The following is a 20,549-nucleotide window of genomic DNA, read 5'->3' as shown; positions in this document are numbered from 1 at the left end:
TAAAAAAAGTACCTCACAATCATTAGACTCTTTGTCTAACAATTATGAAGCACTTCAGCACTTCATCTTGAGATGGCTCTTTTCTTTATCTCTTAGTCTTCTTTAGGATAAAAGACCTCGGTTGGATGATCTTTTTCAAACTCTGCAGCATCTTTTGCCTCACCGAATGCTGACCTACCATCAATCACGATGTCATCTTCGACAACATCATCATTTTCATTATTCTTTTCCTTATCGAATTGTTTCTTTAACTCTGAAGTTGCCTCTTTTAAGGAAGAAAGAGCCTGCTCCACATTGTCATTGTTTTTAAGACTTTCAGCTGTATCAACAACCTTTTGTTTCAATCCATTCAATGTGTCTTGAAGATCATACTCTTCATTTACATAATCACGTGCATGATTATAGTAACGTACTGCATTTTCACGCCCCTCATCAGTCAACTGTGCAACTTTTTCCTTTATTTGTTCCTGATGATCAGATAATACTTTTTTCGTTATAAAATATGCTGCCGTCCCAACCGCTAAAGTTGTAAAAACTGATAATTTTCTTCCCATTACTCTATCCTCCAGACAACTATTTATTCTTTTTTCTCAGATTGTACAATTTTCTTGCTACTCCAAGTACAACTGAAGTTTTTCCAACACTCTTTGTCGATGATGAGACTTTCGTGGCCAGTCCTCGACTTGCATTGTTCAAATCAGAGACACTCTCACTCAAGTCTGCAACTGCTTGAAAAAGTGGATCAATCGTTTTTGACTTGTCTTCAATATCCGTAAGCAGTGTATTCGATTTCGCCAAAATTGACTCCGCCTCTCTTGAAAGACCATTTATATCTGTACGCATCGATTTTACACTTTCGTTTACTTCATTCATGATTTTCCCGACTTTTGCCAGAACAATGCATAAAAAAACGACAAGCAATAAGAATGCAACTGCTGCAATCAATCCCGCAAGCTGCCCCAATGTTAATTCCATAGTTGTGCCTCCTCATTTCCTACTTGTTTATAGGATAGCATTGCAGCCAAAAAACTGCAATTAAAAGAAAATTTAACGCTATTTTTGCTAATTTTTGTTATTATAGAAATATTAAAGGAGAACGATTATTATGCAATTATTTTATTTGAAGGGTTCTGATTCGCTTACTAGTAGTGTTTCAACCCAAGTTTCTAAGCAAACCAATATTTTTACACGTTTCCTTGTCAAAATTGATTGGGACAAAATTTTTAGTAATATGGTTGCCATTACACTTTCACTTATTCTTTTATCCATTTTTTTCCTTATTGTACACTGGTTTGGTAAAAAAATTATTATCCATAGTTTTAAAAGGGCTAAAATAAATGATCATCTTTCAACAAACCGGATAAGTACAATCTATACTTTATCTTTGAATATCTTTCACTACTGTATTCTTTTCTTTTACTTTTATGCTATTTTATCCGTGATTGGCATCCCCGTTGGAACACTAATTGCCGGAGCCGGAATCTTCAGTGTGGCCTTAGGGCTTGGTGCACAGGGATTCGTTAAGGATATTGTGACTGGCTTTTTCATTCTTCTAGAACAACAATTTGATGTTGGTGATGAAGTAAAAATTGATACAGTTAGTGGTACAATTCATGCAGTTGGGCTTAGAACAACTCAAATCATTGATTATGACGGCACTTTACACTTCATTCCAAATAGAAATATCACAATTGTCAGCAATTTATCGCGCAATGATATGCGGGCTCTGATCGATATTTACTTTGATCCATCATCTGACATTCAAAAAATGACCACTATAATAAAAGATATAAACCAAAGACTTGCACCAAAATATAAAGAAATCACACAAGGACCAACAATTCTTGGTACCGTTGATAATGGTAATGGTATTCTATCTTTTCGTGTGGTAATTTATACGAAAAATGGTGCGCAATACACAGTGCAAAGAGCTTTTTTAACTGAATATCTCGAAACTTTAACTCAAAAGGGCTTTAAAATAAATAATTCTCCCGTTAATTTGGCTGCTACAACTAAATAACAGGTGATTAGCTGACAAATTAGAGTAGTGAACTGAATCATAAATATGAGCAATTTGAGACTAGATGAAAGGTTTTGACTCATGTAATACGTTTATACAGAATAAAAAAGGCTGGTTCAAGAATTTTGAGCCAACCTTTTTTTGCATTATATAAATAAATACAACTCAATAGCCGATCACAGAAAGTTTCTCTCTATTTTTTGCTGACATCTTTCATTCTGCTCTCCAAATAACCCGTCATCGCATTCACACCTTTTATAATTGCACCTTCTTTTGGTGCAAGATGTTCTGAATGTAATGAATATGGGCTATCTACTCCTAACCAAAACATTGTCCCAGGTATTTTCGACAACAAGAAACCAAAGTCCTCCCCAGTCATTGCAGGTTTTGTTTCTTCAAACACAACACCTTTAGTATTGGACATATAATTAATAAATTCTTTCGTTGTTTCATAGTTGTTTTCAACTGGGTAATACCCACCTTGATGCAGGTCTAGGTCAACTTCACAGTCAAATGCTTCCGCAACAGACTCAGCAATTTTCCTAACTCTTTTTTGAATTAATAGATTCATTTCTTGCGTTAATGCCCTGATTGTCCCATCTATTTGGGCCTTTCCAGCAATCACATTACCGGTTGTTCCTGCACTAAAATGTCCCAGTGTTACAACACCCGATTGAATTGGATCAACATTTCGGCTCACAATTGATTGAATCTGAGTTACAAAATAAGATCCGGCCACCACCATATCATTTGCATTGTGAGGAAAAGCAGCGTGACCGCTTTTTCCAGTAAAAGTTGCATGAATCTCACATGTTCCAGCAAATAAAGTTCCTTGCCGACACCCGATTACTCCCGCCTTTAAACCAGGATTATCATGGAATGCATAAATCTCATCTGGCATCCACTGATCAAGTGCCCCACTCTCATAAAGTTGCTTACCACCACTAGCATTCTCTTCAGCAGGCTGAAAAATAAATGTCATATTTACACTAGGCTTTTTTTCTGCAAAAAAGCTTAATATTCCAAGGGCAACAGTCATATGTATATCATGTCCGCAAGCATGCATTCGCCCCTCATTTTTTGAAGAAAACGGTAAGCCCGTTTCCTCAGTTACAGGCAAACCGTCAATATCAGTCCGATAACCAATTGTATAAGTTTCATCAATTCCCTTTAAATGCACTATAATTGCTGTTTTCCAAGTTTTAAAATCTAACCATTTACTATTCATACCTTTAATAATTGAAATTAATTTTTTTTGCGTTTCGAATTCTTCCATACCAATTTCAGGAATTTGGTGTAATTCGCGTCTTATCCCTACTAATTCTTTCTCCGTCAAAATCATTAAACTCATTCCTTTTAGTCAATAATTATATGCCATAATTCATCATAAACAAATAAAAAAATACGTACTATATATCAAGATTATGAGACCGATATTCCACAAAACCATCCAATAACCAAACGAAGAGGCTTGAGTCAATGCCCCAGCCTCTTCTACAACTACTTGGTTTTATTCTAAATATTACGTAAGTCTTCCACTAAATCAGTTTTACCTTCTTTAATTTCTGAGACATTTTTAACCTTTTTAGCCGGCATTCCAACTACAACAGTCCCTGGTTCTACATCATGTGTTACCACGGCACCAGCACCAACTACAGCACCTTTACCGACACGTACACCTTCCAAAACAACTGCATTAGCACCAATGAGTACATCATCCTCAATGGTAACTGGTTGAGCCGAAGCAGGTTCAACTACCCCAGCCAATACTGTGCCTGCACCAATATGACAATTTTTGCCAACCCATGCACGCCCACCAAGAACTGCACCCATATCAATCATTGAGCCTGCACCAATTTCAGCACCAATATTTATAACAGCACCCATCATGATAACAGCATTATCACCAATTTCTACTTGATCGCGAATAATCGCACCTGGTTCGATTCGTGCATTAAAGACTTTCTTATCAATCATTGGCACTCCAGTATTTCTTCCATCATTTTCCACATGGTACTGACTAATGTTTGCCTTATTATTATCTAAAAATGTAGAAACATCCTTCCAATCACCAAAAAGAACGCCCGTCTTATCTTCAAAATATGTCTCAAGGGTGGCAGGAACTTCAATCTTATCTAATGTTCCCTTTAAATATACTTTTACAGGTGTTTTTTTCTTTGAATTTGCAATTGTTTTAATAATTTCTTCAGTGTTAAGTTTTGGCACATTGATTCCTCCCTTATTGTAAAAAACTAATCTTGTATCGTGCTTGATTCCTTTTCTCTGATAGCATAATACTTATCAAAATCATGCGTCATATAGTTGACGGCCTTTAAAACCTCACGTCTCGTAACAATCCCAGTAAAGACACCATCATCATTTACAACAATTAAAAATGGATGGTTTATCAGCAAATGCAAAATTTCTTCCACATCATATGGCAACTTAATAGTTGGAAAGTCTTTTTGCATTACTTCAGACACTTTCTTCTTACTCAAACGAGTCGGATCAATCCCGTTTAATCCAAGCATTGTCTCTGTTAACATGGATAACGTCAGTATTCCCTTAAAATGCTGCTCTTTATCAAGAACAGGAATCGATGAATATTTGACTTTAGTTAAGACAAGAAATGCGTGATCCAAATGGTTATCTTCTTGTACATTTGCAACTATTTCTGCTGGAATCAAAAAACCATCTTGTTTAGAGATTAGCATTTGTTCCATCTGCTTAGTAATCACGACAAATAACCTCCTTTATCCAATACCTCCATTCTAAATTATTTTGAGCAAAAAACCAACAGAAATTCTTTAAAATAAAGTAAAAAGTAATATTTACTTATATTTTTTTTATGCTACTATTAGAAAGTATTATTTGAAGGAGGTAGTCATGGAATATTCTTTAGCAATTCGGCTTTGCGCTGAATTTTTTGGTACTGCTATCATGGTAATTCTTGGTAACGGTTCAGTAGCTACTGTTGATCTTGAAAAGACCAAAGGTAGCCATGGGGGTTGGATTGTGATTGCTGTTGGATACGGCTTTGCAGTTATGATCCCTGCTTTAATGTTTGGCACTATTTCAGGTAACCATATCAATCCAGCTTTTACAATTGGGCTTGCACTTTCTGGACTTTTTCCCTGGAGTGATGTTTTACCATATATTACAGTTCAACTTTTAGGAGCAATTATTGGACAATTTATTGTTTATTTATGTTTCAAGCCCCACTATGATTTGACCAAGAACACAGCTCTTGTGCTTGGTACTTTCTCTACTTCGGATGCAACATCAAGTAGGCTCAATGGTTTTATAAATGAGTTTTTTGGTACATTTATTCTTGTTTTTGGAGCATTGGGTATCACCAATTCACCAAGTTTTAGTCATGGTAACCAAATGTCTGGCTTTATTGGAATAGGGCTTTTAGTTATGGTTATCGTTGCTTCATTTGGTGGTCCTACAGGGCCTGCATTAAACCCTGCTCGTGATCTTGGGCCAAGAATTTTACATCAGCTTCTTCCACTCAAGTACAAAGGTACCTCTAACTGGAAATACAGCTGGGTTCCAGTTGTTGCCCCAATTCTTGCAGGTATTTTAGCTGTTGCTTTGTATAAAATAATCTTTTTATAAACTTTTAATAATCTAAATTAAACTAATCAAATAATACATATAAAAAGGACTGGGTCAAAAATAAATTTTAGATCCAGTCCTTTTTTACTTCACATAAATATATTCCATAATTCAGAATTCTCCGATTAATTTCGTAACACTCACAGCAAAGAAAACTGTGCTGTTCTGCTTCTATATAAACCTGCTGTTAATTTAATGGATCACCATACCATTTTTGATACATTGATTCGATTATGGTCATAGTGTGCATAGTCAGTTCAGGTGTTACAACGGAGCTTTTCAATTCATTATTTAACAGAGACTCGTTTATATGATTGATTTCATATACAATCTCACTTTGTTGGCCATCGGCTGTAAATTTCTTTGCTTCACTGCCATCCGTTTTCAAGTACGCTGACTTAGACTCCCAATAATCTGGAATTTCCAACTTTCCCTTTGTTCCATATACCACTATCTTAGTTTCCAAGCCAAAATCAGTTGCGATAATAATATTTGCTAAAATATCGCCAGCTTTTAAAGCCAAATTACATCTGGTATCTGCTTCGCCAACTTCATTGAACTCAAATCCGTTCCATTCCGTGACATCTTTTCCAGTTAAATACTGAATAAGCCCTATTGGAGTCGTTCCACCATTTATGAAAGCACCACCTCCAGCAGATAGCTTTGTAAACCATTCTTTTTTATCAGTAGTATCATAATTTTCTTGAATATCTATGAAGTTTACGTCACCTATTGCACCTTCATCAATTAACTGCTTTGCCTTCTCGATGATTGGCAAGAAAACTGCACTTTGAGACTCCATGATAAACAAATTCTTTTGTTGGGCCAGCAAAAAGAGTTCACGAGCACCGACTTTGTGCCTCGTAAATGGTTTTTCCAATAAAACATTTTTCCCAGCCTCTAATGCAGCTTTAGCACTCTCATAGTGATCTTCATTTTTTATAGCTAGGTAAACAATATCAATTGAATCATCATTGAACAATGATTCCAATTTGTCATAAGTATTTTGTATCCCCATCTTTTGGGCTAACTGCTGTGCTTTTTCATAATCATGCCCAAAATTTGCAACTGCTTCACCTTTTGAACTTTCTTTCAATGCCTCAACAAATTTGACTGCTAATCGATTAGTACCGACGATTCCATAACGGATTTTTTCTGCCATTATACTCACCTCATCATTGATAATAACTGCTTTTTATCCATTGTATCAGAGTTGATGGCAGTTTCGTAATTATATTGGACTATATTTTTTTATTTTTCAAAATTATGCTGCGCAGATTGTCTCCATCCTCTTCTGAACCAATCGTCACGCGCAACCAATTCTTTAATAGACCACGCCTAATTTGATATCCATTCTTCAATAATTCATCAGCTAATTTATTAGCATCGGGATAATTGAAAAAGATAAAATTTGCCTGACTAACATAGTACTTAATCTTATTTTCTTTAAAGAAATTTTCCCAATTATCCCTCTCGATTCGCGTCTTCTCAACAGAATTATTGACGAAATCCTGATCTGACAATGCTGTTATTGCTGCAACCTGTGCAAGTGAATTCAGATTATATGGCAACCTCACTGCCTGCATATAGTTTGCTAATTTCTCATCCATCACTGCGTAACCAACACGATAGTTTGCCAATCCGTATGCTTTGGAAAAGGTTCTTAACAACATCACATTTTTGTAATTTTCTAATTCTGATAAAAAGCTGGCATTCTTGGTTTTCGTAACATAATGAATGTATGCCTCGTCTAACAAAATCAAAATATTATCCGGAACACTATCAAAGAAAGTCTTTAATGTATCAACATCCTCATACGTTCCAGTCGGATTATTAGGATTACATATCCAGATAACCTTTGTTTTATCTGTAATCTGCTTCAAAAAGCCTTCAAAATCATAGTGCCCATTTTCAGGTAAACATGGGACCTCAATAACTTTTGCACCTTCGATTTGAGCATGCAGTGCATATTCCGAAAACGTCGGCTTACTAAGTATTACCTCATCCCCAGCCTCAAGGAAGATACGTGAAATCATCGTAATAATTTCGTCAAGACCAACCCCAAAAACCAGCTTTTCTGGAACTACACCTATGAAATCTGCGATCTTGTTCCTTAAGTCATTTGCATATCCATCTGGATAACGGTTTTCTTCTCCAAAATTCCAGTTTAAAATTGCTTCTTTTACTTTCGGAGAAGTTCCAAATGGATTCTCATTTGCAGATAGTCTAACTAACTTATCTAATCCCAATCGTTTTTTTACACTCTCAATAGGCTCTTCAGGTATATAATTCTCAATCTTCTTTATTTGCGATTTCATTAGTATCTCCTTATAGGTCTTGAATTTTACGACGATCCTTAGTTTTACTCATCAAACCTTCTCTTTTAGCAAGTTCCACCTTTATCTCATCAAATCCCACTCCTTGTTCTACAAGAAGGACCATCAAATGATAAAGTAAATCTGCAGTTTCGTATACTAATTCACTCTTATCAGGATTTTTCGAAGCAACGATTACTTCTGTTGATTCTTCACCAACCTTTTTTAGAATTTTATCCAGCCCTTTGGTGAATAAATAATCCGTGTAAGATCCTTCCTTAGGATTTTCTTTTCTGTTCAGCACTAATTGGTATAATTCTTCTAGATTTTGCATTTTACTTTTCTCCTTTGAAATTAATTTTTTCGAAAAAGCAGGTTCGTTTTCCAGTATGACAGGCTGGCCCAACTGGTTGTACACGTATTAAAAGCGTATCTTGATCACAGTCAAGTAAAATACTTTTCACAACTTGTGTATTGCCACTGGTCTCTCCTTTGTGCCACAATTCTTGCCTCGAACGTGACCAAAACCAGGTTTCACCAGTCTCAATCGTTTTTTCATAACTTTCTTCATTCATCCAAGCAACCATTAAAACATCGCCTGTTTTATCATCAACAATTACACTTGTTATTAAACCCTTTGCAAAATTAGGTCTGCTCATCTAACGTTCACCCCTTGATTTTTCAGTATCTTCTTAAGATCAGGGATTGTAATCTCACCGTAATGAAAAACTGACGCCGCCAGCGCTCCATCGACCGTACTCTCCTGAAAAACATCGGTAAAATCTGTACTTATCCCAGCTCCACCAGATGCGATAATCGGTACATCGACCAGCGCAGACAGTTTTTGGTATAATTCAATGTCAAAACCCGATTTTGTTCCATCTTTATCCATACTTGTAACAAGCAACTCGCCTGCACCAAGTCTGACAACTTTTTGGGCCCACCCCAGTGCATCAATTCCAGTGGCCGTCTTACCGCCATGGGTGTAAACTTCATAATAGTCCTTTTCCACATTCCGCTTAACATCAATTGCCACCACGATACATTGATTGCCGAATTTTTTTGCTCCAGCCGTTATCAGTTCGGGAGTTGCTACTGCAGCAGAATTCAGCGAAATCTTATCCGCACCTGCTCTCAACAATTCTTGCATGTCTTCAACAGACTTAATGCCGCCGCCAACCGTTAATGGCATAAACACTTGGCTGGAAACACGTTCAACTACTTCTTTCATTGTTCTTCTTTCTTGGTTCGTAGCTGTAATATCAAGAAAGACTAATTCATCTGCACCTTGTTTTTCATACTCTGCCGCAATTGTTGCAGGATCACCAACATCAACAAGATTTACAAAGTTAATTCCCTTTTTTACTCTCCCATTATCAACATCTAGGCAAGGAATAATTCTCTTAGCCAGCATTATCGTTCACCTCAGCAATCTCCTCTAATGTCAATCTGCCTTCAAACAATGACTTGCCGACCACCATATCTTTCAAACCAGCTGCTGCTAGTATTTTTACATCTTCAATATCACGAATTCCGCCAGATGCAATAATGTTGCAGCCATTAAAACTTTTTTTAAGCTTTTTTAACAGCTCAACATTAGGTCCGTTCATCGTACCATCCCTTTGAACATCAGTTACTATAAAGTTTCTGGCTCCTGCCTGTTCCATCTTAGCAATTAAAGTTTCCATCTTTGTATCAGATGTGTCCAGCCATCCATTTACCGCTACAAGCTCGTTAGTTCCATCCACACCTATTACAATTCTATCTGCACCAAATTTTTTTAAAGATTCAACTACGAATTCAGGATTGAACAATGCGGCAGACCCAATAATTACACGGTCAATTCCAAGGTCAAGATAGTGTTTTACGCGGCTCAAATCTCTAATACCGCCACCAATTTCGATTAGTCCAGTGAATACCTTCCTAATATCCTTGATAACCGTTTCGTTTTGTGGTGTTCCCTTCAAAGCACCATCTAAATCAACTAGATGCAAGCACTTAATCCCAGCTTCTTGATATTTCTGAGCTTGTAGTGCCGGTGTCTCTTCTATTAATGTTTCTTCTGCAAAGTCACCTTTGTATAAACGGACACTCTTACCTGATTTCAAATCAATTGCTGGAAAAATCATTGTTTAACCACCTTCTCTGAAAATGTTTTTAGAATATTTAATCCTACCTTACCACTTTTTTCAGGATGAAATTGTGTTCCAAAAACATTCTTATTTTGAACCATAGCGGGTATTTCCACCCCATAGTCCACTGTTGAAATTAAATATTGCTTGTCGCAGACTGCGTAATATGAATGTACAAAATATGTATATTCATTAGCAATAAATTCAAAATCAGTTTCATCTTTCTTAAGATGGTTCTCATTCCAGCCCATTTGAGGAACTTTCAATCCACTTTTTTCTGGAATAGCACTAATTTTGCCTGGGATTAGGCCTAACCCCTTATGGTTCCCATATTCACTTGATTTTTCAAAAAGCATCTGCATTCCGAGACAAATTCCTAACAAAGGTATTTTATTGACCAAAACTGCTTCTTTAATAACACCAATTAAATTCTTTTTCTCTAAAGTTTCCATTGCGGGTCCGAATGCACCCACGCCAGGTAATATTAATCCAGAACTTTTCATAATTTTCTCTGGATTATCTGTTAACTGAACCTCAATTCCAAGATATTTAAATGCCTTAATTACATTGAATGTGTTTCCTGCATCATAGTCGATTATTGAGAGCACTTAAATCACTCCTTTCGTTGAGTTCACACCTTCAATCTCTGGATTAATTGTTACTGCTTTTCTCATTGCCCTGCCAAATGCTTTGAATAAGCTTTCAATCTTATGGTGCGTATTTCTCCCATACAGAATTTCAGCGTGTAAGTTCATCTCAGTACTAAATGCAACCGCCTGGAAGAAATCTTCCACAATTTCAGTTTCAAAGTCACCTAAGCGTGGATTCTCTAATTCTGCTTTAAAAACAAGATATGAACGTCCACTCAAATCAACACAAACCCGGCCAAGTGTTTCATCCATTGGCACGAAAGCCGTTCCGTATCTTTCAATTTGCTTTTTTTCTCCCAAAGCTTCCTTAAAACACATTCCTAAAACAATCCCAGTATCCTCAACTGTATGATGTGGATCAACATTTAAATCGCCATCTGCTATTACTTCCAGGCCAAAACGTCCATGCTTTGCAAAGAGCGTCAGCATATGATCAAAGAAACCAACTCCCGTATTAATTTTGATTCCTGTTTGCTTATCTAAGTTCAACTTAATTTTTATTTTTGTTTCTGCAGTATTCCTTGTAACCTCAGCTTCTCTCATATTAATTCTCCTTTTGATTGAATCTTTCTTCAATAGCACGGGCATGTGCCTCGAGTCCTTCAGCACGGGCAAGTGTTGTAATAGCTTTTAAATCGTCTGCCAGTGATTCTTTTGAAAAATTGATAAATGATGTTTTCTTAACAAAATCATAAACACCTAATGGAGATGAAAACTTAGCTGTACCACCAGTTGGTAATACATGATTTGGTCCTGCAACATAATCTCCGAGTGGTTCACTTGCATACCTGCCCAAAAAGACCGAGCCTGCATTTCTGATTAAGCTCAAATATTTCATTGCATCTTCAAGCTGTACTTCCAAGTGCTCTGGAGCAACAACATTCATCAATTCAAACATTTCCGGAATAGATTTCATTACGGCGATAAATCCTCGTTCATTAATTGACCTTGTTGCTATATCCTTACGAGGAAGCGTTGCTAATTGTTTTGTTACTTGATCGCTAACTGCTTGTGCTAGCTGTTCATCATCCGTTATTAAAATTGCACGGGCACGGACATCGTGTTCTGCTTGAGAAAGTAAGTCAGCAGCCAATTCGTTAGGCTTGGCATTCTTATCAGCCAATATACCAATCTCTGAAGGGCCTGCAACCATGTCAATTGCAACCTTACCGAAAACCTGTTTTTTCGCAGTTGCAACATAAATATTTCCCGGTCCGACAATCTTGTTAACAGCGGGTACTGTTTCTGTTCCATATGCCAAAGCTGCAATTGCCTGTGCTCCACCAATTTGGTAAACAGCGTCAACACCAGCAATTTTTGCGGCTGCCAAAACAGTTTGACTGATTCCATCTTTTTGTGGTGGTGTCACCATGATAACTTCACCTACACCGGCAATTTTTGCAGGCAATGTCGTCATCAGAATTGTTGAAGGATATGCGGCTGTACCGCCTGGTACATAGATACCAACTCGTTCTAGCGGTGTAACTTTCTGCCCCCTAATAATTCCGGGAGTATTAGTATCAATAAAGCCTTGTTCTTTTTCAAGCTCGTGATAACTGATGATGTTCTTCTTTGCCAACAGCAATGATTCCTTAATTTCACTCGAAAGATTATCATAAGCCTCATCAATTTTTGCTGTAGGTACTTTGAAATTGTCTAGTGAAATACCATCGAATTTTTGTTCATAATCTTTAAGTGCTTCATCACCATTTTTTCTAACATTTTCAACAATTGCAGCAACGCGTCGTTCAATTTCTAAATCGGTTGTCTGCTCAGTTAATCTTGCAACTATCTTCTTCATTTCAATTAAAGATTCACGATATATTTTCATTTTTTCCGCCCCTATTTTATTAATTCTTTATTTTTAATAACTTTTTCCAACTTATCTACTAATGAATATATTTCACGCGCTTTTTGTTTTAATGACATTCTATTAGCAACAAATCTTGTTGACACTTTGTCCAAATAATCGTAAACAAAAAGATTATTTTCCCTTAATGTTGTCCCCGTTTCTGTGATATCGACAATTGCGTCAGCTAATCCTATCAATGGTGCCAATTCTACTGAACCTTCAATCTTGATCACCTCAACATCTTGTCCTAATGATTCAAAATACTTTTGCGTAATCAGTGGATATTTTGTTCCGATTACTCTGCGTCCTTCCTTGTTAATCTCAAAGTCTGTAGTCGAGGCAAGTACAAATTGACACTTTCCAATTCCTAAATCCAGTAATTCATACTGTTCATTACGATGTTCTGTCAAGATGTCACTCCCAACGATCCCAATATCTACAACTCCAGAATTTAAATACGTTGTAACATCTGGCCCCTTGGCTAAAATGAACTGATACTCTCCATCAGAAGTATTAATTATTAATTTTCTTTTCTTGTTTTTAAGCGGCTCGCAATCAACTCCAGCAGCAGTAAGCAACTCGATCACTGGTTCCTCAATTCTTCCCTTAGTCAAAGCAATCTTCAGTGACATTTCGTAAATTACCTCCTTCATCAATCATATATAATTTAGTATTTTGCCTTCGTGCAGCAATAAATGCTTTTTTTAAGTCGTCTTCCATTGACAATTCAAATTTATGCTCATTAAGAATCTTATTTACTAGACCAAGTTGATTAGGTTGATAGTATAATAAATCTTTTCTTTCTTTTTGTACTGAAATAGTAGAAAAATCCGCAAGTATTTCCAAATCAATTCCCATTCCCACAGCAGGTTCAGCCTGTTCTTGAAAATTTTCCAATAATTGATCATATCTACCGCCACTAAAAACATATTCAGAAATACTTTCCATAAAACCTTTGAAAGTAATCCCAGTATAATAATTTTGTGGAGGAGCAACGCTCAAATCTAGCAAAACCTTCTGATTCGGCAGTTGTTCCAGCCAAGAAGTAACCTGAGTCAATTCATTGATGATCTGCTGTGCTTTTTCTGGTAATACATATTCTTTTATTTTACGTAAAACCCAAGAAATATTTCCAAATAAACGCGGCCATTTTTCTAAGAATTCATACTCTTTTCTGTCTTTAAAAACAGATATATAAGCAAGATATTTTGGCATATTCTTTCTGAATAATTCCGTCTTGATCTGCTTTTTTAAGAGTTCATCTTGTGTTAATTCATCTAGAATACTGTTAGCAAATTGTGCATGTCCTAGTTCTATTTGGACTTTCCCTTGGAGAAATTCTGTACTGATTTGATTAATCAAGAGCATACATTCAAGTTCTGCTCGAATTGAAGGGTACCCCACAATTTCAATTCCTGCCTGTGTCATCTGATTATATTTGCCAGATAAAGCCTTCGATATCTTGAAACGTTCACCAACATAATAAAATCTTTGTGGGAGTTTCACATTATTAGTAGCCAAAAAGCGTGCCAATGGTAATGTTAGATCGGGGCGCAATATCAAGCTGTCATCATTACTATCAAGTAATTGATATGTACCCATCTGTTTAAGGTCAAAATCTGCAAAAACCTCTTTGTGTTCCAGCAAAGGAGTACTTACTTTCATGAAATTGTTCTCAAGAAGTTTCTTCTCAATTTCAGTTTTAATGTGATATTTCTTTGACTCACGTTTTCCAAATCCATCCCTTGTACCTAATGGTAAATTGACTTTATGCATCCGTTAATGCCTCCTTAAAAATAAAAAAGTCCTCTTAGTCTAAAATTAGACTAAGAGGACGATCACCGCGGTTCCACCTCAATTTGTCAGTACCTCACAGTACTAACCTCATGTTGAATACAAATTCAACAGCTTTAACGAGCTTATCCGAGTAAATCTACTAGCCAACAACGGCGTTTGATTCATTGATTCATAGGTGTGTTTCACCAATCACTTCGATCCCCTTTCCAGCACCAGAGACTCTCTTCACGAGCGGTAATTGACTACTCTCCTAATCAAAATCATTCTTTATTAAAAATATATTAGTTTCATTAATTTTAGATAAGCATACACTCGAACCTACTTTCTGTCAAGTGTTTCTATAAAATCTGTTAGATGATATCCATGCCCGACCTCTGCGATTGAATGTGCATCAGATCCAAATACAAGTGGAATCTTCTTTTCGCAAGCCATCTGGATAATCTGGCTCCCTGGATATACCTCATTGCAATATGGTTTATACAATCCAGCTGTATTAAAGTCCAACTCTCGCTTTTGTCTTTTAATATTATTTAAAATACCGGTAATCAATTCAAGATTATTAGCATCAAATTTTGCTGGTAATTCAAAATAATCTTGGTACTTTTTAATCAGGTTCATATGTCCTATTCTTTGTGGTGCATATTTTCCCAAGTTTGCTGAAACGGCCTGCTGAATAAGCTCAAGATATCTATGATACAGATTTCGCGGATCTGCCAAAAAATTCGAAAAACCATCAGCAAACTCTACTGTATCGTAATCGACGCACCAAAAACCATTATCTGTTCCTTTCATAAAATGAACCGATAAAATATTTTCCTGTGTTTGTGCTCCATACTCATCCAAAAATTGCTTGATTTCTTTCTCAAATCCGGGCAGATAATCAACTTCAAATCCAACCTTAATGTTGATAACATCACCATATTTCTTTTGTAAGTTCGCACATAATTTAAAATAATCATCCAATTGAGACCACTCAAGTGATGCTGTTTCTAAACCCTCGATGCTTCCTCTAAATTCTGACGCAAACCTCTTTGGCAATGGTGCATGTTCAGTAATACAATATTCTGAAAAACCAAGTTCGATCGCCTTTTCAATCATTTCTGCAGTAGAATCACCCGATCCATGCGGGCAAAGTTCTGTATGTGTGTGCCCATCTTTTTTCATAAAATTTCACCTCATTTAAATAAAATATTTGTCTAAAAAATCTTCGATATGCTTTTTGTACTCAGCAGGATTAATCCAATAGCTTTCAGCGTGACTTGCACCCTTTACAATCCACAATTCTTTTGCAGCATTTGTTGCTCGATAATTCTCCAGTGCCATATAACTTGGAACATAGTCATCTTTTTCACCGTGGATAAAAAAGATTGGCAAGTGATTTTTCTTTAATTGCTCAATCGATGAAATATCATCTAGATAATATCCTAGCCGTCTATGGTTAATTGTACTGACTAATGGATAAAATGGATATTTTGGTAAATGAAATTGCTGCTTCAATAAATAAGTTAACTCTTCATGAATGCTAGAGTATCCACAATCTGCTATGATACATGCAACTTGAGGAGGTAGGTCTTCGCCACTCAACATCTCAACAGTTGCAGCACCCATGCTGACCCCAAACAAAACGATTTTTGCCTTTGCTCCGATCCGGTAGATTACCTTATTGATCCACCTCAGATAATCCAATCTATCAAGCCATCCAAAACTAATATACTTACCCGCACTTTCACCGTGACCTCGATCATCGGGCAACAAGATATTGTATCCCATATCATAGAACATCTTTGCATAACTTGCCATTGTCTCGCCATTACCCTTGTATCCATGTGAAATGATCACGACGTTTGGTGAACTGCTCTTAGCTTTTATAAAGTATGCAGACATGCTTTCTTTTTCATTATCAATTGAGAAAGTCCAATGTTCTTTAGTAGTTTTCTTAAACCATTCCACGTATTTCCAGTAACTGTCAGCATATTTTTGTTTATCAGCGGCCGCCTCTGGAACATAGTCAACTCTTTTAAACGCAAATTTAAACAAATATTCACTCACCAAAACTGCTCCTGCAATACCCGTGCCTAAAACTGCACTCACGAATAAATTTTTCTTTCTCATCTCTTTACCTCCAACGCTTCACTGCTTACAAAAACAATTATTATCTTTATTAAAAAAAAGTACAAGTTAAACTTTTGTGTTGTTACAACAACACAAAGTCAACTTGTACTAGATTAATGCAAACTTGATTCTTAGCATATCTCTTTAAAACCTATTACTTCAAACGATCATTCAATTCCTTGCTTAGATCTTCATATCCTGGTCTATTCAATAATGCGAACATATTCTTCTTGTATGCTTCAACACCTGGTTGGTTGAATGGATTAATTCCATTTAAGTAACCAGAAATTGCAACAGCTATCTCAAAGAAGTAGATTGTGTATCCAAGAGTATACGCACTGCGATCTGGAATATTCACAATCATATTAGGTACATCCCCATCTGTATGTGCCAAAACAACACCTTGGAATGCCTTTGTGTTGACATAATCCATTGATTTTCCTTCAAGATATCTCAAACCATCTAGATTTTCTTTTTCCTTTGGTATCTCTACATCATGATTTGGCTTAGCAACTTTTATAACTGTCTCCATTAAATTGCGACGACCTTCTTGAATGTATTGTCCTAATGAATGTAGGTCTGTTGAGAAGTTAGCTGATGAAGGGTAAATTCCCTTTTGATCCTTTCCTTCAGACTCACCCATCAATTGTTTCCACCATTCTGAAAAATACTGGAGTGATGGCTCATAGTTTTCCAAGATTTCTGTTGTATAGCCCTTACGATAAAGAATATTGCGTAATGCAGCGTACTGATACGCTTCATTTTTCTTCAAATCAGCATCTTGATAAGCAACCCGAGCATCTTCAGCTCCTTGCATGATTGCATCTACATCTGCACCCGATGCAGCAATTGGCAATAATCCAACTGGTGTCAACACGGAGAAACGGCCACCAACATCATCGGGAATGACAAAAGTCTCGTATCCCTCAGCATCTGCTTCAGTCTTCAAAGCCCCGCGTGCACGATCAGTTGTCGCGTAGATACGTTCCTTAGCAGCTTCTTTACCATATTTTTTAATCAATTTTTCCTTGAAAACACGAAAGGCGATTGAAGGTTCAGTTGTCGTTCCAGATTTAGAAATAACATTAACTGAGAAGTCACGATCACCAACTAATTCAAGTAAATCATGTACATATGTTGAACTAATTGAATTACCCGCAAAAAAGATTTGTGGCGCATTTCTCTTTTCAGCAGGAAGCAGATTAAAGAAACCATGATGAATAAATTCAATTGCTGCACGAGCTCCTAAATAAGAACCACCTATTCCAATTACAATTAAAACTTCAGAATCTGATTGGATTTTTTTTGCTGCCTTCTTAATTCTTGCAAATTCTTCTTTGTCAAAATCAGCAGGTAAATTCAAAAAACCTCTAAAGTCATTTCCTGCACCGGTACCTTCACGTAATTCCTTGTCTACAGCCGAAACAAGCGCTTGCATTTCTCCTAATTCATTATCGTGAATAAATTTTGTTAAGTTAGAGCTATCAAATGAAATATGTGCCATTATGGGTATCTCCTTTTTATTCTTTTTTATTCCAACGTCATTATACAATATAATTCTCAGTTTGTGCGTCTTTTTTACGAAAAATCAAGCAAATATACTTAAAGTTACTTACAAACAACTTACAACGACTTACAATACACTTACATTATAATTTAATTTATTTTAAACATCCAGTTAAATAACTATAAAATAAAAAGGCTGCCTAAAATTTAAACTTTAGTTCAGCCTCGATAATTCATAAAATAATGTATTAGATATTGGACAACAGAATTCCGCCAATAATTATTAGGATCGAACCAAAAGTGATGAATCCCAATTCCTTTGTAGTTTTTTTCTCACCCAATAGTAAAATACTTCCAAATGTCGAAATTATTATTCCCATCTGCGAGAATGAGTAACTGATTGCAAGTCCAACCAGTGGAATTGCCAAGAACATAAAGAAGTTCCCTGTTCCCCATACAAGACCAGTAATCACATTCTTATATGTTTCTTTCCGTAAAGCATCTTTACCAAATGCAAAGAAACTTGCACCCAGAACCATTCCCAAGGCTTGTGGCAATACCATTGATTTAGTATCTACCCCTGTCCACTTAACAACTACGGCGTATCCAACATACCCTAAAGTTGATAGTGCCAGTGCCTTTATTCCGAGAGACCAATTATCTGCCTTATTTTCTTTTGCAGCTTTATTGTCTCTCAATGATGTCAGTGTGGCACCAACAATCAGAATGAAAAGTGCCAATGTTCCAAGTGAAATTTGATGTGAAGTTGTCCACTCTCTGAATAAAACCACTCCAGCAAGTGCATTAAAAACCAATTGTAAGCCCGTAGAAAGTGGGACTGTATTAGAAATACCAATTGCCTTCATCGAGTGAAACTGCTGATTCTGACCTAAACTCCAAAAAAGGCCAGATACTATACCAACAATCCAAACTTCTACAGTTGTATTTAAAACTATATGATGCCAAAAAACAATCGTAGTCAATATGCTGAAAAGCAGGGCACCCCAAGTCATCCCCAAGGTTTGCTGATTGGCACTTCCACCTAACTTTCCACTTACTAACCCGATACTTCCCCACGCAATTGCAGGTATTAGGGCGATTAACATAATATAAAAAACCTCATTTCTCTTTTTCTCTCTGCGGCATTACATTATATCAGTTTTTACCTATTTTTTACAAGTTTATAAAGCGAATTTATGCTCGGTCTTTGGAGACACTTAACACGATCGCTTTAAACGTATTTCCCTTTGCAAAAGATTTGTTAACTGCAAAATCCTCGCCTGCCCGATAAGTCTCTTCAAGTTCATAATGAAAATCAGCATTGGTAAATGCATCAGCAACTAATTGTTTAAATTTCTTCATTGAAATGCTTGCTGAGTTGGCAGTTAGGATCATTGTGCCACCATCTTGGACACTTTGTAGTGCCAGTTGAATTAAATCAAAATAATCTTTATTCAAAGAAAAAGAATTTTTCTTTCCGCGAACAAAAACTGGTGGATCTAATACCACCACATCAAACATAATATGATGCTTTTGGGCGTAATTCAGATAGCTTGTAATATCCATTGCACGTATTTCTTGTTTTTCAGCATCTATATTGTTCAACTCAAAATTTTCTTTTGCCTTCAAAATGTTTTTCGAACTTAAATCAATGCTGACCGTTTTAAATGCACCACCAACCTTAGCGGCAACGGCAACAGCAGCATTCTTGCTGAAACAACTCAAAATAATTTTTTGAGAAGCATATTTTTCCTTTAGGCCCAGCAGCAAATCGCGTTCTTCAAAATTAAAGTCAAAGTCACCACTATTTAGATGCACAGCAAAACTTATTCCATTTTGTTTGACCTCCAACGTATCAGCAGCTTTGTCACCTTGTACGTGTCTTCTCTTCAAGCCGTCGTTTTGAACGTTAAATTGCAGCTTCTCGTACACACCTTTTGCATCATTAATGGCCATGCCAAAGGCCTCATAAAGTGTTTCACGGTGATAATAAATTCCTCGATTCTCAAAGGTGAATACGTAGAATCCATCAAAATAATCAATATTCAGACCACCGATGCCATCCCCACTCCCATTAAAGAAGCGAAAAGCATTAGTCTCTTCATCATAATAAAATTTCGTACGTTTGACTTGTGCCATTGTAAATAGCTTTCTATAAAAATCAACATTAATGTACTGTTGTTCATTTAAAGAAAGAATCCAACCGTCTGAGTTTCTTTGCTTTGCAGTGTAGGCATATGCAACAAATTTCTTATCCATAACCAGCTTAATTAGGGAACCATCTTCCTCATAGCCGTTCTTGACGAAATCTCTCACACTTAATTGGGGAAAACCATCTTTATATTTTCTTGCAGCTTCTTTTGTAATTTCAATTGTTTTCAAATAAAAATCTCCTATAGTATATATTCATTGTTAATCATAACAGACTTTCTAATAAAAAACTCTGATTAATTTACTTTTATCAGCCAATTAATTCAAATTCTTATTTAGTTACTAAATCTTTTATAATTATTACAATAGTAAATTGACTTAATTTATTTTTTT

23 protein-coding genes and 1 other annotated feature are annotated in these 20,549 nt (G+C 36.2%); of the genes, 2 read left to right on the top strand and 21 right to left on the bottom strand.

Annotation, left to right across the window (positions count from 1 at the left end; genetic code table 11):
- Positions 1-92: 92 nt before the first annotated feature.
- On the bottom strand, positions 93-554 hold the full coding sequence (locus tag IV36_RS07205; RefSeq protein WP_056991516.1) for a hypothetical protein: 462 nt from the start codon (positions 552-554) through the stop codon (positions 93-95).
- A gap of 19 nt (positions 555-573) precedes the next feature.
- Positions 574-975, bottom strand: a complete 402-nt coding sequence (locus IV36_RS07200) for a DUF948 domain-containing protein (RefSeq protein ID WP_056991515.1) — start codon at positions 973-975, stop codon at positions 574-576.
- A 130-nt stretch (positions 976-1,105) separates the two neighbouring features.
- Here IV36_RS07200 and IV36_RS07195 point away from each other — a divergent pair, with 130 nt between their 5' ends.
- Positions 1,106-2,020: a mechanosensitive ion channel family protein gene (locus IV36_RS07195; RefSeq protein ID WP_056991514.1), complete on the top strand. Its 915-nt coding sequence runs from the start codon at positions 1,106-1,108 to the stop codon at positions 2,018-2,020.
- Between the two features lie 193 nt (positions 2,021-2,213).
- Here IV36_RS07195 and IV36_RS07190 read toward each other — a convergent pair whose 3' ends face one another.
- The 3 genes from IV36_RS07190 to cbpB form a co-directional block, all read right to left on the bottom strand.
- Positions 2,214-3,362, bottom strand: a complete 1,149-nt coding sequence (locus tag IV36_RS07190; RefSeq protein ID WP_056991513.1) for an N-acetyldiaminopimelate deacetylase — start codon at positions 3,360-3,362, stop codon at positions 2,214-2,216.
- 173 nt (positions 3,363-3,535) lie between these two features.
- Positions 3,536-4,246 (bottom strand): 2,3,4,5-tetrahydropyridine-2,6-dicarboxylate N-acetyltransferase, encoded by a 711-nt coding sequence (dapD, locus tag IV36_RS07185; RefSeq protein WP_056991512.1) that lies wholly within the window; start codon positions 4,244-4,246, stop codon positions 3,536-3,538.
- A 26-nt stretch (positions 4,247-4,272) separates the two neighbouring features.
- The gene (gene cbpB, locus IV36_RS07180) at positions 4,273-4,758 is read right to left on the bottom strand and encodes a cyclic-di-AMP-binding protein CbpB (RefSeq protein WP_056991511.1); all 486 of its coding nucleotides are present in this window, start codon (positions 4,756-4,758) and stop codon (positions 4,273-4,275) included.
- A gap of 148 nt (positions 4,759-4,906) precedes the next feature.
- Between cbpB and IV36_RS07175 the strand changes: the two genes are divergently transcribed.
- Positions 4,907-5,641, top strand: a complete 735-nt coding sequence (locus IV36_RS07175; protein ID WP_056991510.1) for an MIP/aquaporin family protein — start codon at positions 4,907-4,909, stop codon at positions 5,639-5,641.
- Between the two features lie 187 nt (positions 5,642-5,828).
- Here the strand turns inward: IV36_RS07175 and IV36_RS07170 are convergent, their stop codons facing one another.
- From IV36_RS07170 to IV36_RS07095, 16 genes are all read right to left on the bottom strand, one after another.
- A complete protein-coding gene (locus tag IV36_RS07170; RefSeq protein ID WP_056991509.1) occupies positions 5,829-6,803 on the bottom strand; it encodes a Gfo/Idh/MocA family protein in 975 nt (324 codons plus the stop codon).
- A 79-nt stretch (positions 6,804-6,882) separates the two neighbouring features.
- A complete protein-coding gene (gene hisC / locus IV36_RS07165) occupies positions 6,883-7,959 on the bottom strand; it encodes a histidinol-phosphate transaminase (RefSeq protein ID WP_056991508.1) in 1,077 nt (358 codons plus the stop codon).
- 10 nt (positions 7,960-7,969) lie between these two features.
- On the bottom strand, positions 7,970-8,290 hold the full coding sequence (hisE, locus tag IV36_RS07160) for a phosphoribosyl-ATP diphosphatase (protein WP_056991507.1): 321 nt from the start codon (positions 8,288-8,290) through the stop codon (positions 7,970-7,972).
- Between the two features lies 1 nt (position 8,291).
- A complete protein-coding gene (gene hisI, locus IV36_RS07155; protein WP_056991506.1) occupies positions 8,292-8,615 on the bottom strand; it encodes a phosphoribosyl-AMP cyclohydrolase in 324 nt (107 codons plus the stop codon).
- Positions 8,612-9,370, bottom strand: coding sequence for an imidazole glycerol phosphate synthase subunit HisF (hisF, locus tag IV36_RS07150; RefSeq protein WP_056991505.1), 759 nt, complete (start codon positions 9,368-9,370; stop codon positions 8,612-8,614). Before hisF ends, hisI begins: the two co-directional genes overlap by 4 nt.
- Positions 9,360-10,085, bottom strand: a complete 726-nt coding sequence (gene hisA, locus IV36_RS07145; protein WP_056991504.1) for a 1-(5-phosphoribosyl)-5-[(5-phosphoribosylamino)methylideneamino]imidazole-4-carboxamide isomerase — start codon at positions 10,083-10,085, stop codon at positions 9,360-9,362. Before hisA ends, hisF begins: the two co-directional genes overlap by 11 nt.
- The gene (gene hisH, locus IV36_RS07140) at positions 10,082-10,696 is read right to left on the bottom strand and encodes an imidazole glycerol phosphate synthase subunit HisH (RefSeq protein WP_056991503.1); all 615 of its coding nucleotides are present in this window, start codon (positions 10,694-10,696) and stop codon (positions 10,082-10,084) included. Before hisH ends, hisA begins: the two co-directional genes overlap by 4 nt.
- Positions 10,697-11,281: an imidazoleglycerol-phosphate dehydratase HisB gene (hisB, locus tag IV36_RS07135; protein ID WP_003687631.1), complete on the bottom strand. Its 585-nt coding sequence runs from the start codon at positions 11,279-11,281 to the stop codon at positions 10,697-10,699.
- Position 11,282: 1 nt separating this feature from the next.
- Positions 11,283-12,569 (bottom strand): histidinol dehydrogenase, encoded by a 1,287-nt coding sequence (gene hisD, locus IV36_RS07130; RefSeq protein WP_056991502.1) that lies wholly within the window; start codon positions 12,567-12,569, stop codon positions 11,283-11,285.
- Positions 12,570-12,580: 11 nt separating this feature from the next.
- A complete protein-coding gene (hisG, locus tag IV36_RS07125; protein WP_029327448.1) occupies positions 12,581-13,231 on the bottom strand; it encodes an ATP phosphoribosyltransferase in 651 nt (216 codons plus the stop codon).
- Positions 13,197-14,366 carry an ATP phosphoribosyltransferase regulatory subunit gene (locus IV36_RS07120; RefSeq protein WP_056991501.1) on the bottom strand — a complete coding sequence of 390 codons (1,170 nt, stop codon included), beginning with the start codon at positions 14,364-14,366 and terminating at the stop codon, positions 13,197-13,199. The genes hisG and IV36_RS07120 overlap by 35 nt, the downstream gene beginning before the upstream one ends.
- Before the next feature lie 51 nt (positions 14,367-14,417).
- Positions 14,418-14,654 (bottom strand) — a binding site (T-box leader).
- Positions 14,655-14,705: 51 nt separating this feature from the next.
- Positions 14,706-15,551 carry a histidinol-phosphatase HisJ gene (gene hisJ / locus IV36_RS07115; protein ID WP_056991500.1) on the bottom strand — a complete coding sequence of 282 codons (846 nt, stop codon included), beginning with the start codon at positions 15,549-15,551 and terminating at the stop codon, positions 14,706-14,708.
- 15 nt (positions 15,552-15,566) lie between these two features.
- Entirely contained in the window at positions 15,567-16,499 is a 933-nt protein-coding gene (locus tag IV36_RS07110; protein ID WP_056991499.1) for an alpha/beta hydrolase, read from the bottom strand.
- Between the two features lie 154 nt (positions 16,500-16,653).
- Positions 16,654-18,003: a glucose-6-phosphate isomerase gene (locus IV36_RS07105; RefSeq protein ID WP_056991498.1), complete on the bottom strand. Its 1,350-nt coding sequence runs from the start codon at positions 18,001-18,003 to the stop codon at positions 16,654-16,656.
- 250 nt (positions 18,004-18,253) lie between these two features.
- Positions 18,254-19,111, bottom strand: a complete 858-nt coding sequence (locus IV36_RS07100; RefSeq protein ID WP_056991497.1) for a GRP family sugar transporter — start codon at positions 19,109-19,111, stop codon at positions 18,254-18,256.
- 88 nt (positions 19,112-19,199) lie between these two features.
- The gene (locus tag IV36_RS07095) at positions 19,200-20,387 is read right to left on the bottom strand and encodes a class I SAM-dependent methyltransferase (protein ID WP_056991496.1); all 1,188 of its coding nucleotides are present in this window, start codon (positions 20,385-20,387) and stop codon (positions 19,200-19,202) included.
- Positions 20,388-20,549: the final 162 nt, after the last annotated feature.

Origin of the sequence: Liquorilactobacillus mali, assembly GCF_001437155.1 — a bacterium.
In the GTDB taxonomy this organism is placed as follows: domain Bacteria; phylum Bacillota; class Bacilli; order Lactobacillales; family Lactobacillaceae; genus Liquorilactobacillus; species Liquorilactobacillus mali_A.
The sequence above is the reverse complement of the archived record's forward strand: the minus strand, read 5'-3'. Positions and strand labels throughout refer to the sequence as shown.